Origin of the sequence: Shewanella oncorhynchi, assembly GCF_030848765.1 — a bacterium.
GTDB classification, from domain to species: Bacteria; Pseudomonadota; Gammaproteobacteria; order Enterobacterales; family Shewanellaceae; genus Shewanella; species Shewanella oncorhynchi.
Genome location: NZ_CP132914.1, coordinates 2,230,130 through 2,243,809 on the forward strand (window position 1 = coordinate 2,230,130; position 13,680 = coordinate 2,243,809).

The window sequence follows — 13,680 nt, forward strand, 5'->3', positions numbered from 1 at the left end:
TCTGTGCCTAAATGTTTATTAGGTTTTAATGAGTCGTTGTAACAAATTTTAGCTTGCGCGCAAAGACAGAAGGGCATTGAGAATTTGAAAGGTGAGGGCGTGGTCGATTGCCTTGATTGATATTTTCCCTGTGCTCAGATTTGTTCGCCATGCTATAAAATTATTATAAAAAATATTAAATTTTACAATAATGTAGGATGTAACATGAAAGATAACTCATCAACAATTATTTACACTGAAACAGACGAAGCGCCAGCACTGGCCACCCTCTCACTCTTACCTATTATCAGAACGTTTACCGACGCCGCGGGCGTTGCTGTTGAAACCCGTGATATCTCGTTATCGGGCCGTATTATTGCCAGTTTCCCTGAGCAACTGACCGAAGCACAAAAGATTGGCGACCATCTGACTGAGCTTGGCGAGTTAGCGAATCAGCCAGAAGCGAACATCATCAAGTTACCGAATATCAGTGCTTCGATCCCACAATTAAAAGCCTGTATCCTTGAACTGCAGCAAAAAGGTTACGACATCCCTAATTATCCGGATGAGCCAAAAACCGACGCTGAAAAGTCAATTAAAACACGTTACGACAAGATTAAAGGCAGTGCGGTAAACCCAGTACTGCGTGAAGGTAACTCAGATCGCCGTGCCCCATTATCGGTGAAAAACTTCGCCAAGAAAAACCCGCATTCCATGGGGAAATGGGCCAAAGATTCCAAGTCACACGTTGCCCACATGACTGACGGTGATTTCTACGGCAGCGAACAGTCTGTTACTTTATCTGATGCGGGCAGTGTGAATATCGTGCTGACCCAAAAAGAGGGTCAAGAAGTAGTACTCAAGTCCAGTCTTAAGTTGCTGGCTGGCGAAATCATCGATGCTGCGGTGTTGAGTAAAAAAGCCTTAGTGAGCTTCTATGAGCGTGAAATCGAAAACGCCAAAGCAGAAGATGTGCTGTTATCGCTGCATCTGAAAGCCACTATGATGAAAGTGTCTGATCCTATTATGTTTGGTCACGCTGTGAAGGTATTCTTCAAGCCAGTATTTGACAAACATGCGGCGCTTTTCGCTGAATTAGGCGTAGATGTTAACAACGGTTTTGGTGATGTTTATGCCAAAATAGCGACATTACCTGCTGATAGCCGCGCTGAAGTCGAAGCCGATATCGCCGCCGTTTACGCTGCGCGTCCCGCATTGGCTATGGTTGATTCTGACAAAGGTATCACCAACTTACACGTGCCAAGCGACATCATTATCGATGCGTCTATGCCTGCTGCGATTCGTTCATCTGGCCAAATGTGGGGACCAGACGGTCAACTGCATGACACTAAAGCCATGATCCCCGATCGTTGTTATGCCGGTATCTACCAAGAAACGATTGCTTTCTGTAAAGAGCACGGCGCTTTTGATCCTAAAACCATGGGCAGCGTGCCAAACGTGGGCTTGATGGCGCAAAAAGCCGAAGAGTACGGCAGCCACGATAAGACCTTTGAAATTCCTGCTGACGGTGTGGTCAACGTTGTTGATGCCAGCGGTAAGGTATTGATGAGCCATAACGTCGAAGCGGGCGATATCTGGAGAATGTGTCAAGTTAAAGACGCACCAATCCGTGATTGGGTTAAACTGGCCGTGCGCCGTGCCCGTTTAAGCAATACTCCAGCGGTATTCTGGTTAGATAGCAAACGTGCCCACGATGCGCAAATCATTGCAAAAGTGCAGCAGTATCTGCCAGAGCATGATACTGATGGCTTAGACATCAGCATTATGTCTCCAGAAGACGCGACGCGTTTGTCTTTGGCTCGCATCAAAGAAGGCAAAGATACCATTTCAGTTACGGGTAACGTTCTACGTGACTACTTGACTGACTTGTTCCCCATCCTCGAGCTGGGCACCAGTGCCAAAATGCTGTCAATCGTTCCATTAATGAACGGCGGCGGTCTATTTGAAACAGGTGCTGGCGGTAGTGCACCTAAACACGTGCAACAGCTTGAGAAAGAAGGTCACTTACGTTGGGATTCGCTCGGTGAATTCTTGGCTCTGGCAGCGTCTCTTGAGCATTTAAGCCAAACCGTGGGCAATCCAAAAGCCCAAGTGTTAGCCGATACGTTAGATCAAGCCATTGGCCAATTCTTAGATAGCAATAAATCGCCATCAAGAAGAGTCGGTGAGCTGGATAACCGTGGCAGTCATTTCTACTTAGCCATGTACTGGGCACAAGCCTTAGCAGCGCAAACGGGCGATGAGCAGTTACAAGCTCACTTCATTCCGTTAGCGCATGCGCTAGCGGCGAATGAGCAAGTGATTGTGGCTGAATTAGCGACGGCACAAGGTGCACCAGTCGATTTAGGCGGTTACTACCGTTTAGATGCGGCTAAGGCTGAAAAAGCCATGCGCCCAAGCGAGACGTTGAACAAGCTGTTGATTGCTTAATCCCGCTCGTTATCACTTTTAGATGGCGTGCGCGTCAGTGTGGCCATCTAAGTTGATGTAAAGTTGTAAGTCATTAGACTGATTTTAAAAAAGGGTCTGCATTGCAGATCCTTTTTTATACCCTAAATTTGCTGTCGAGACCGATGATAAAATCTTTTTGCTGGGATGTAATGGGTGATGTGCGGCGATTGAACTTGAATTAAATTCATGCGAAATGATGATGAGCGATGCAGTATTAAGTGGTGAGAATTGATGAAACACGCAGCAATAAAAAGGCAGGGACAAGTCCCTGCCTTTTAGATCATTGGCCTCACCAAACGTTATTTTGTTGGTGAAATGGCTGAAGCGTGCATCCCTTTTGGACCGGCTTCTACTTCAAATTGAACGGGTTGGCCTGCTTTTAGAGTTCGATAGCCTTCCATTTCAATGGTAGAATAGTGTGCAAAAACGTCCTCACCACCTTGATCAGGGCAAATAAACCCGAATCCTTTGGCGTTGTTGAACCATTTAACAGTTCCGCTTGCCATACTTCCACTTCCTTCTGTTGTCTACTTACCAGTAAGATAGTAAAACCTGTATAGACGGGTATTCGTTCACCGTCTGCACAACAGAATGTAAGGAGTAAATGCGGAAGTCAAGCTAAAATTAACAAAGGGGTAACAACTGATTAATTTGAACGGATCAATTGGAAGAGGCCAACACGAGAGGCTAGTATTAAAAAATGGCAAAGATAGGAAATATTGAACACGTTGAAGAACGTGTCGAATCAGAGTTAATGCCGCCTTCGATGTATAAGGTGGTACTCAATAATGATGATTACACCCCAATGGATTTTGTGATTGAAGTTTTGCAGGTTTTCTTTCGCAAGAACGAGCAGGAAGCGACCGATATCATGTTGACGATCCATCACCAAGGAAAAGGAATTTGCGGTATTTTCCCGTTTGGGATTGCAGAAACTAAGGTGATACAAGTAAATCAATTTGCAAGACAAAACCAACATCCGTTACTGTGTTCGTTAGAGAAAGCATAAAACCGCTTTACTCTGTAGTCTGTTGTTAATTTTGGGGGTGCTTATGCTGAACAAAGATCTGGAAGTCACCTTAAATCTGGCGTTTCAGCAAGCCAGAGACGCGCGTCACGAGTATATGACAGTGGAACATCTGTTATTAGCTCTGATCGACAATCCTGCGGCTCAAGAAGCGTTAATCGCCTGTGGAGCGAATCTAGATAAACTCAGAGATGAAGTGGCAAGCTTTATCCAACAAACAACCCCAATCATTGCCGATATTGATGATGACAAAGAAACTCAGCCGACGCTTGGGTTCCAGCGAGTGCTGCAACGGGCAGTATTCCATGTGCAGTCATCGGGTCGCAATGAAGTGAACGGCGCTAACGTGTTAGTTGCCATTTTCAGTGAGCAAGAATCCCAAGCCGTGTATTTACTGCGCCGCTGCGACATTAGTCGCCTCGATGTAGTGAATTTTATTTCCCATGGTTTCGCCAAAAATGATGATGCTGAGTCACATCAAGATCAAGAACGTGTTGAAGATCAGGGCGAAGGCAGCGAAGAGCGCAGTATGTTGTCGCAATTTGCGTCCAACTTAAATCAACTTGCAAAGCAAGGGATCATCGACCCACTGATTGGTCGCGACCAAGAAATTGAGCGCGCGATTCAAACCCTGTGCCGTCGCCGTAAAAATAATCCACTGTTAGTGGGTGAGGCGGGTGTAGGTAAAACGGCGATTGCCGAAGGGTTAGCGTATCGCATTGTCAATAAACAAGTACCCGATGTAATGCTTGAAGCGACAGTGTATTCCTTAGATTTAGGTTCACTGCTGGCGGGAACTAAGTATCGCGGCGACTTTGAAAAACGCTTTAAGAACCTGTTAAAAGAACTGGCGGCGGATAAGCATGCCATCCTATTCATCGATGAGATCCACACCATTATCGGTGCGGGCGCGGCCTCTGGCGGCGTAATGGATGCCTCTAATCTACTGAAACCTTTGCTATCTAGCGGCAATTTGCGTTGCATGGGCTCGACTACTTTCCAAGAATATCAAAGTATTTTTGAGAAAGACCGCGCACTTGCACGTCGTTTCCAAAAGGTGGATATCAATGAGCCTTCAGTGGAAGAAACCACTAAGATTTTGATGGGGCTTAAGTCTAAATACGAAGAATATCATGGGGTTCGTTATACTCAGGCCGCGATCAGCAGCGCTGCAGTATTGTCGGCCAAGCACATCAACGACAGGCATTTACCCGATAAAGCCATCGATGTGATTGATGAAGCGGGTGCGCGTATGGTGATGCTGCCTATGAGCAAACGTAAAAAGACCATAGGCCAGGCCGAGATTGAGTCGATTGTGGCGAAAATGGCACGTATCCCTGAGAAGTCGGTATCCGCTACTGATAAGGACTTACTGCGTAACCTTGAGCGTAACCTTAAGATGGTGGTCTTTGGCCAAGATAAGGCCATTGAGAGTCTGAGTTCGGCCATTCGCTTATCGCGCAGTGGCTTAGGTGCTGACAGAAAACCTGTGGGGAGCTTCTTATTCGCCGGTCCAACCGGTGTGGGTAAAACCGAAGTCACTAACCAACTGGCCAACTGCTTGGGGATGAAACTGGTGCGCTTTGACATGTCTGAGTACATGGAAAGCCATACAGTGTCACGCCTGATTGGTGCGCCTCCTGGTTATGTGGGTTATGACCAAGGTGGTTTGCTCACGGATGCTGTGATTAAAAATCCGCACTGTGTCGTGCTATTGGATGAAATAGAGAAGGCTCACCGTGATGTCTATAACCTGCTGTTGCAGGTGATGGATCACGGTACTTTGACCGATAATAATGGTCGTAAGGCTGACTTCAGACATGTGACTTTGGTGATGACCACTAACGCGGGTGTACAGGAGACTATTCGTAAGTCTATTGGCTTTACCCAGCAAGATCACACCCAAGATGCATTATCTGAAATTAATCGAGTATTTTCGCCAGAATTTCGAAATCGTCTCGATTCCATCATTTGGTTCAATCATTTGGATATGACGATTATCGCCAAAGTGGTCGATAAATTCTTGGTGGAATTGCAGGCACAGTTGGATGCAAAACACGTTACTTTGGAAGTCAGCGACGAAGCCAGAACCTTGTTGGCCGAGAAAGGCTACGATAAGAACATGGGTGCACGTCCAATGGCTCGGGTCGTGACCGAATTGATCAAACGTCCATTGGCAGACGAGATCTTATTTGGTGTCTTAGAGTCAGGCGGTGTTGCGTATGTGGATGTGAAGGAGGGCGAGATTGTCATTCGTACCGAACGTCACGAAAAAGCGACAACAAAAGCTTAATGCTTGATTATCCATTAGTTTTAGACATAAAAATGGCTGCAATTGCAGCCATTTTTTTCATCTTTCGCAAACAAAAAAACCCGGCCTTGCCGGGTTTTTAAATCTAAGAGGCTATATCAGCGTGCGCGGAAGACAATGCGACCTTTGGTCAGATCATAAGGAGTCAGCTGGACGGTAACTTTATCGCCAGTGAGGATCCGGATGTAGTTTTTACGCATTTTGCCTGAAATGTGGGCTATCACCACATGACCATTTTCAAGCTCTACACGAAACATTGTGTTTGGCAAGGTTTCAAGGATAGTGCCTTGCATTTCAATGTTGTCTTCTTTCGCCATTAATTAATTATCCCATTAGCCTTCGAATATAAAAAACGGGCGTATCATGCCCCAAATTCCCCCCGCTGTAAAGGGGAAGTACTTAGCAAACTTGGGAATACTCCCAGCCCGTCGGTGTCAGAATTTGATAAGGGCGATACAAACGCTTGTAAGACATCTTACGGTTTTCATCTATTTGATATCCGAGATAAACAAATTCTTTATTCATGAGTTTCGCCAGTCGACACTGAATTAAAATTAACAGTGCGCCGAGGGAGCGATGTTCTTCGTCGGGGTCAAAATAGCTGTAAATTGCCGAAAGACTATTGGGTAAACTATCAGTGACCGCAACTGCCAATAATTTATTTCCATCATAGACTTCGATAAACGTTGGCGGTAACCAATGGCAAAAAAGAAAGTGATTATATTGATCTTCACTCGGGGGAAACATGGGGCCGTCAAAATGTCGCTCACGAATATAATGTTCATATAGCGTATATTGCTCGGCGGTTTGCTCCGATGTAATTCGCCAGGTCAGATCTTGGTTTTTTGCTAAAGTGCGTTTTTGGCGTTTCGATGGGACAAATTCATGCGTTGGCACACGGATTGGTTGGCATGCACTGCATCTAGGGCAGCGTGGTTTGTAGATAGAGCTACCACTGCGGCGAAAACCTACCGCGAGCAAACGCTCAAATAAAATAGGATCGAGCGTATCTTCTTGGATGACGAGTAGCTGCTCCTGCTGGCCATCAAGGTAGCTGCAGGGAAATATTTGACTGATACCGATAGCGATCGATGCTTTACTCGAGTTCAAGGATGACCTCTTTAGTGGCCCAAGTATTTGGGTCCACGGGATTGTTTCTCAGTTCGCTCAGTAACATTATAAAATCAATGCGTTTAATAGCTTTAGCTCCCAAACTTTCTAGGTGGGGATTCATCACTTGTGCGTCGATGAGTTTGAATCCCATCTTGAGTAAATGTTGTTGCAGTGCTGCAACGGCGGCCTTGGACGCATTGGTTTTACGGTGAAACATGGATTCGCCGCAAAATACTTGGCCGATCGCTAAGCCGTAAAGCCCACCGATTAAACGTTCACCTTCCCACACTTCAATGGAGTGGGCATGACCTGTGTGATGCAATTCGCGATAGGCCATTTGAATTTCTTGGGTGATCCAAGTGCCGCTCTGTTTTTCTCTTGGCTGCGCGCATCCAGCCATCACATCGGTGAAAGCGTGATTGATTGTGATCCGCCAAGGTTGTTTTTTTAAGTATTTACGCAGGCTGGTGCTGATGTGAATTTCACCTGGAATAAACACGGCGCGGGGATCCGGTGACCACCATAGGATGGGATCGTCAGAATTAAACCAAGGAAAAATACCGTTGTAGTAAGCAGAGAGTAAACGTTCAGGACGTAAGTCGCCGCCGATAGCCAATAAACCATTAGGATCGGTTAAGGCGAGCTCGGGCGAAGGAAAAGCGTCAAATTCGTGATTCAGGAAAGACAGTGACTTCACAATTGAGTATGATTTAGTTATAGACCTTATTATTAAGTTAGCGGAAATTCAGATATGTGGAAACCTACTCTAGCAAGCTTTATGTTTATTTTTGCTTTTATCATCAGTCCCGCTAATGCTGGCTATGATCGCAATCAAGCCGTGCCAGTTGAGAAAGTACTCTATGGCGATATCACTTCGGTACGTAATATCACCGAAACCCAGTTAATTGAAGACCGTAATCAAGGTTGGAAAACCTTCGGCGGCGCCTTAGCGGGTGGGGTGATTGGTCATCAGTTTGGTGGCGGTTCGGGTCGAGATGTGGCGACGATTTTAGGTGCCTTGATTGGTGGGGGTATCGGTAACCGTTATGGCAGTGGTACTAGCGTGCAATCGTTTAAGCTGGTTGAACTGATGATCAATCAAGAAGATGGTACTCAGGTCATGGTGATCCAAGATTACGATGCTGGCATGACGTTTAACGCGGGTGACAGAGTTCGAGTGGTATACCTGCAAGGTGGCGTGCGTGTTGATATCGCGATGTAAGCGATGGTCTCATATTGGATAAATTCTCATCTTCAGTAAATGGTCATCTTGAGTAACGGACGGTAATGCAATGACACGGACAGAACTAAGCCAATATTTAGCCGATTTTTTACATGTGTCGGCCTTTAAGGATTACGCACCCAATGGGCTGCAGGTAGAAGGCAAGGATGAGATCCACACCTTAGTAACGGGCGTGACAGCGTGTCAGGCCTTGATCGATGAAGCGATTCGATTAAACGCCGATGCGATATTGGTTCATCACGGCTTTTTTTGGAAGAATGAGCCTGAAGTGATCACAGGCATGAAACAACGCCGAATTAAGGCGCTGCTCAAGCATGATATTAGCTTGTTTGGATATCATTTACCCTTAGATGCCCACCCAATGCTCGGTAATAACGCGACTTTGGGGAGACAGCTTGGGATCGTCGACGCAGAAGCCATCGAAGAGGTGGCTCAGGGGCTACTGTGGCGTGGAAAACTTGATCTTGCAGTCAGTGCTAGCGAATTTTCTCACACCCTTGAGAATGCGTTAGGCAGAGCCCCACTGCATATTGGTGATAGCGATGCAAAGATCCAACATATAGCTTGGTGTACTGGTGGCGCACAGGATTATATCGATGTTGCGGCGAGTTTAGGTGTGGATGCGTTTATCAGTGGCGAAGTGTCCGAGCGAACGTACCATAGTGCGGTAGAGCAGGGCATACATTATTTTGCGGCGGGGCACCATGCGACAGAACGTTTTGGTATTCAAGCCTTAGGCCGTCACCTCGCCCGCGAGTTTGATCTCGTGCACCATTTTGTGGATATCACTAATCCGGTCTAATCCATTCATAAAGCGGCTTATGATGACCATCTAACTGTTTTATTCCTAAACGAAAGGCGAGCATGGCTCGCCTTTTTTATTGTGGTTTATTATTACTTATAGTCACTCAAATCCGTTTCTCTAGCGTTTGTGCCAATCAGCTCTTAGCCTTTAGCTGCTAGATCAGCTCCAAAGTGGACAGTATAAAGATGCCTAAGGTGCACGTGATCAGCGAACAGACTGTGGTTAGCGCAATAATATTGGCCGCAAGGGGCGCATTGCCACCCATGGCGCGCGCCATCACATAGCTTGCAGCTGCGGTGGGCGCAGAACTCATTAAAAAGACCAGTGCTAACTCAATGCCTCGATAACCCAACAGCAAGGCCCCCACAGTGATAAAAAGCGGGGCAAAGATCAGTTTCAATGCGGTCGAGAACCAAGTTGTATGCTTTTCATGTTTGAGTGAACCAACATCGAGCGAACCGCCGGTACACAGTAGCGCTAATGGCAGGGTCATATTGGCAAAGTATTGTCCCGCATCGAGCACCATTTTCGGTACTGGAATAGCAAGCAAATAGAAAAAGATGCCTGCCATAATGGCAATGATCAACGGGTTTTTGGTGATGGTCTTGATGATCACGCCAAATGCACGTTGGCTGGATTCTTCGCCTTTAGGGCTTAGGCAAATAACCGCTTGAATATTGTAGAGCAGCGTCATCGAGGCGACATAAACCGCAGCTAAAGCAACACCAGAACTGCCGTAGGCGTTGGAAACATAAGCTAAGCCGATAATCGCGGTATTGGCCCTGAATCCCCCTTGAATGATCACGCCTTGGTCTTTGTGCTTGGGAAATAGCCGCCCAGTTGCATAGGTGGAGAGTATAAAAAACAGGAAATTGGCCACTAAACCATAGCCAATTAAGGGCGCACTGGAGGCGAGATCGTGATTGGAGCTAATAATGCTAAGGAACAGCAAGGCTGGCAGCGTCACGTTAAAGACTAATTTTGATGCGACATCAATAAAGTTTTCATTGATGATTTGGGTGCGTTTTAGGATCACACCGAGCGCTAACATCAAACAGATTGGACCCGTAATCGAGGCAGAAAACAGCAACTGCTCAACGATATTTCCCATAACTACTCCTCGAATGATTCACTGAACACTGCGTCGATTTTAGACCTGTCACTGATATGAATGTCACATTGCCGTGAATATCTTGTCGATAGAAATACGAGTTTTAACTCGGTCTCTTAAACCACTCAGTTAAAATTAAATGGCTTAAACTCAGTCTTTTAAAAGACTGAGTGACACTTGCGACCACGAATCGGCTCAAACAATCGATATCAACAAATAAGGCCACATAAAATGCGGCCTTATTGATTTTTCGAGTGTTATCTAGCGCAGATTACTTAACCCGCATGCCAGGCTGTGCGCCTTCATGGGGTTCTAAAATCCACAGGTCGCTGCCACCAGGGCCAGCAGCTAACACCATACCTTCTGACATGCCAAAACGCATCTTACGTGGCGCTAAGTTAGCGACCATCACAGTCAACTTACCTTCGAGATCTTCTGGCGAATAGGCCGATTTGATCCCTGCAAACACTTGGCGTGTTTCGCCACCGATGTCGAGCTGCAACTTTAGTAACTTGTCAGCGTCAGCAACATGCTCGGCTTTCACGATACGAGCGATACGCAGGTCGATTTTCGCAAAATCATCAAAGTTGATGGTCTCACTGATAGGATCGTTAACCAGAGGCTCACTGCTTACATTAGATGATTCCACCGTTTTTTCAGGCGTAGTCGTCTTTGGTGCATCGGCCGTGACTTGCAGGTTATCCTTAGAGTCGGCAACCATAGCATTGACTTTATCCAGCTCAACACGTTGCATCATGGCTTTGAATGGCGCGATTTCATGGCCCGCTAAATCTTGGTTCAATGCATTCCAAGTGAGCGGTAGTTGGAAAAAGGCTTCCACATCTTGGGCTAAACGTGGCAATACAGGTTTGAGATACGTCACGAGAATACGGAACAGGTTCAAGGCATTTGAACACACTTGATGGGCCGCTTCCTGTTGATCATCGTGTTTTACCATTTGCCAAGGTGCTGCATCGGCTACAAAACCGTTAGCAATATCCGCCAGTGCCATGATTTCGCGCATTGCTTTGCCGTATTCGCGGCCTTCGTAAAATTCGGCAATCACATCTTGCTTGGCTAGAAACGCTTCAGTCAGGGTGGTGTCGTTAATTTTCGCGAGCTTGCCATCGAAACGTTTAGTGATAAAACCTGCGGTGCGCGAGGCTAAGTTCACTAGCTTACCGACTAAGTCTGAATTCACGCGCTGGGCGAAATCTTCGAGATTTAAATCTAAATCGTCGATACGGCTGCTGAGTTTGGCGGCGTAGTAGTAACGTAAATATTCAGGATCTAAATGATCTAAATAAGTTCGCGCCTTGATGAAAGTACCTTTGGATTTTGACATCTTAGCGCCGTTGACCGTCACATAGCCGTGGGCATAGACGCTGTTTGGCTGGCGGTAACCTGAGCCGTGTAACATGGCTGGCCAAAACAGACTGTGGAAGTAGACTATGTCTTTACCGATGAAGTGATAAACCTCGGCGGTTGAATCTTTGCCCCAGAATTCCTCAAAGCTCAGCTCAGGGCGTTTGTCACAGAGGTTTTTGAACGAACCCATATAACCGATAGGCGCATCTAGCCAAACGTAGAAATACTTACCTGGCGCATCGGGAATTTCGAAACCAAAATACGGTGCATCACGGGTGATATCCCATTGCTGCAGACCTTGCTCGAACCATTCGTCGAGTTTATTGGCCATCTCGACTTGCAGTGCGCCAGAGCGAGTCCACTCTTTTAGCATGCCTTCGAAGGCGGGCAGGTCGAAGAAAAAGTGCTCAGTGTCTTTCATCACTGGTGTCGCACCCGATACCGCTGATTTTGGATTGATGAGCTCAGTTGGGCTGTAAGTCGCGCCGCAGGCATCACAGTTATCGCCGTATTGGTCCGGTGACTTACACTTAGGACAAGTGCCTTTTACGAATCGGTCTGGCAGGAACATGGATTTCTCAGGATCGAACAGCTGAGAAATACTCTTGCTCTTGATATAGCCATTCGCACGTAGCTTGAGATAAATATCACTCGCCAGTACGCGGTTTTCATCGCTGTGGGTGCTGTGATAGTTATCGAAGGCGATATTGAAATCGGCAAAATCCTGCTGATGTTCTTTGTTCACTTGGGCAATCATGTCTTCTGGCGCTATGCCTAATTGCTGTGCTTTAAGCATGATTGGCGTGCCATGGGCGTCATCGGCACAAATATAGTGGCACTCATGTCCACGAAGCTTTTGATAACGCGACCAGATATCTGTCTGTATGTATTCCAGCATGTGACCTAAATGTATCGGTCCGTTTGCATAGGGAAGTGCGCTGGTCACGAGAATTTTACGTTGTGAAGTTGCCATCTTGTCTCAAATATCGTGGTGGGCCAAAAATATTGGTAGAGATACTAACCGATTACAGGATGATTTTCATCAAAACCTGAGCCAATTGAGCTAAATCTGCGCTAATGTTTTCTGCATTATCTGGTACACTTGGGCAAATTTATTGGTGGGGGTAATTCTTTTGTCTTCAACTCAAACTGATTATCGTCTGAATGACGATCTTCTCGGGCCAGTTCTGGCTATTCTCGATTCATTTGTTGACCCGTATCTCGCGAAAGGGTTAGTGAGCGCAGGATGCGTAAATAAGCTGGCATTGGAAGGTAAGCGTTTGCAGCTTGGCTTAGTCTATCCATACCCTTGTATGACTCAGTATCGCGACACTGTCATGGCGCTGACGAATAAGTTAGCGGTGCTCGATGCTATTGATGAAGTCGAGTGTGAAATCGATTTTCAACCTAAAGCATACTCAGCGTTATCTTCTATTGCGCCGATTGCCAATGTGAAGCAAGTGATTGCCGTAGCCTCAGGTAAGGGCGGCGTGGGTAAGTCAACCACAGCGGTGAACTTAGCCTTGGCATTAGCGGCTGAAGGTGCGCAGGTGGGTATTCTCGATGCGGATATTTACGGCCCGTCAGTGCCTATGATGTTAGGTATTCCTAATTTCAGACCGCTTTCCCCCGATGGCAAACATATGACAGCCGCCAGTGCCCATGGTATTGCCGCGCAGTCGATTGGTTTTATGCTCAGTGGTGATGAAGCTGCCGTCTGGCGTGGCCCAATGGCCGCGGGCGCGTTGGCCCAGTTACTGAATGAAACCCAATGGCCAGAACTGGATTATTTAGTCGTTGATATGCCACCAGGCACAGGGGATATTCAGCTCACGTTATCGCAAAAAGTTCCTGTGAGCGGCGCCGTTATCGTGACTACACCGCAGGATATCGCGCTGGCCGATGCCAAGAAGGGCATCAATATGTTCCAGAAAGTGAACATTCCTGTGCTGGGTATTGTCGAGAACATGAGTTTCCATTTATGTCCTGAGTGTGGTCATAAAGAACATCCATTTGGAACACACGGCGGCAGTAAAATCGCTGAACGCTATCAAGTTCCACTGTTAGGCGCTTTGCCGCTGCACATCAATATCCGTGAAGCCATGGATAATGGTGCGCCGACCGTCGTTGCCGATCCTGACAGTGAAGTCGCAGCTCTTTATCGGGAAATTGCCCGTAAAGTGGGCGCAGAATTGGCTTTAAAGCAAAGCCAGAAAACAGTTTCTATTAGTGTTTCAGATGACGAGTAAGG

The 13,680-nt window shown here is 46.6% G+C and carries 12 protein-coding genes; 6 read left to right on the forward strand and 6 right to left on the reverse strand.

The genetic code is table 11. The annotated features are described in order from the left end of the window. Positions 1-204: 204 nt before the first annotated feature. Positions 205-2,430, forward strand: coding sequence for an NADP-dependent isocitrate dehydrogenase (locus RA178_RS10155; RefSeq protein ID WP_306685280.1), 2,226 nt, complete (start codon positions 205-207; stop codon positions 2,428-2,430). Positions 2,431-2,750: 320 nt separating this feature from the next. Here RA178_RS10155 and cspD read toward each other — a convergent pair whose 3' ends face one another. Then, a complete protein-coding gene (gene cspD / locus RA178_RS10160; protein ID WP_006081937.1) occupies positions 2,751-2,957 on the reverse strand; it encodes a cold shock domain-containing protein CspD in 207 nt (68 codons plus the stop codon). 194 nt (positions 2,958-3,151) lie between these two features. Between cspD and clpS the strand changes: the two genes are divergently transcribed. Both clpS and clpA read left to right on the forward strand, forming a co-directional pair. Then, complete coding sequence (gene clpS / locus RA178_RS10165; protein WP_006081936.1) at positions 3,152-3,460, forward strand: ATP-dependent Clp protease adapter ClpS; 309 nt, start codon at positions 3,152-3,154, stop codon at positions 3,458-3,460. A 43-nt stretch (positions 3,461-3,503) separates the two neighbouring features. Then, on the forward strand, positions 3,504-5,771 hold the full coding sequence (gene clpA / locus RA178_RS10170) for an ATP-dependent Clp protease ATP-binding subunit ClpA (protein WP_263148401.1): 2,268 nt from the start codon (positions 3,504-3,506) through the stop codon (positions 5,769-5,771). A gap of 116 nt (positions 5,772-5,887) precedes the next feature. Here clpA and infA read toward each other — a convergent pair whose 3' ends face one another. From infA to aat, 3 genes are all read right to left on the reverse strand, one after another. Further along, entirely contained in the window at positions 5,888-6,106 is a 219-nt protein-coding gene (gene infA / locus RA178_RS10175; RefSeq protein WP_006081934.1) for a translation initiation factor IF-1, read from the reverse strand. 82 nt (positions 6,107-6,188) lie between these two features. Then, positions 6,189-6,899 (reverse strand): arginyltransferase, encoded by a 711-nt coding sequence (locus RA178_RS10180; RefSeq protein ID WP_306685281.1) that lies wholly within the window; start codon positions 6,897-6,899, stop codon positions 6,189-6,191. Then, a complete protein-coding gene (gene aat, locus RA178_RS10185; protein ID WP_263195983.1) occupies positions 6,886-7,599 on the reverse strand; it encodes a leucyl/phenylalanyl-tRNA--protein transferase in 714 nt (237 codons plus the stop codon). The genes RA178_RS10180 and aat overlap by 14 nt, the downstream gene beginning before the upstream one ends. A 54-nt stretch (positions 7,600-7,653) precedes the next feature. Here aat and RA178_RS10190 point away from each other — a divergent pair, with 54 nt between their 5' ends. Further along, a complete protein-coding gene (locus tag RA178_RS10190; RefSeq protein ID WP_198572315.1) occupies positions 7,654-8,124 on the forward strand; it encodes an outer membrane lipoprotein in 471 nt (156 codons plus the stop codon). 70 nt (positions 8,125-8,194) lie between these two features. Then, a complete protein-coding gene (locus tag RA178_RS10195; RefSeq protein ID WP_306685282.1) occupies positions 8,195-8,947 on the forward strand; it encodes a Nif3-like dinuclear metal center hexameric protein in 753 nt (250 codons plus the stop codon). Between the two features lie 157 nt (positions 8,948-9,104). Here the strand turns inward: RA178_RS10195 and RA178_RS10200 are convergent, their stop codons facing one another. Together RA178_RS10200 and metG are read right to left on the reverse strand one after the other, a co-directional pair. Beyond that, a complete protein-coding gene (locus tag RA178_RS10200) occupies positions 9,105-10,061 on the reverse strand; it encodes an AEC family transporter (protein WP_306685283.1) in 957 nt (318 codons plus the stop codon). Between the two features lie 271 nt (positions 10,062-10,332). After that, positions 10,333-12,402 (reverse strand): methionine--tRNA ligase, encoded by a 2,070-nt coding sequence (gene metG / locus RA178_RS10205; RefSeq protein ID WP_306685284.1) that lies wholly within the window; start codon positions 12,400-12,402, stop codon positions 10,333-10,335. A 160-nt stretch (positions 12,403-12,562) separates the two neighbouring features. On the opposite strand from metG, the gene apbC reads away from it, so the two are divergent. Further along, on the forward strand, positions 12,563-13,678 hold the full coding sequence (gene apbC / locus RA178_RS10210; protein WP_006086266.1) for an iron-sulfur cluster carrier protein ApbC: 1,116 nt from the start codon (positions 12,563-12,565) through the stop codon (positions 13,676-13,678). Positions 13,679-13,680 lie beyond the last annotated feature (2 nt).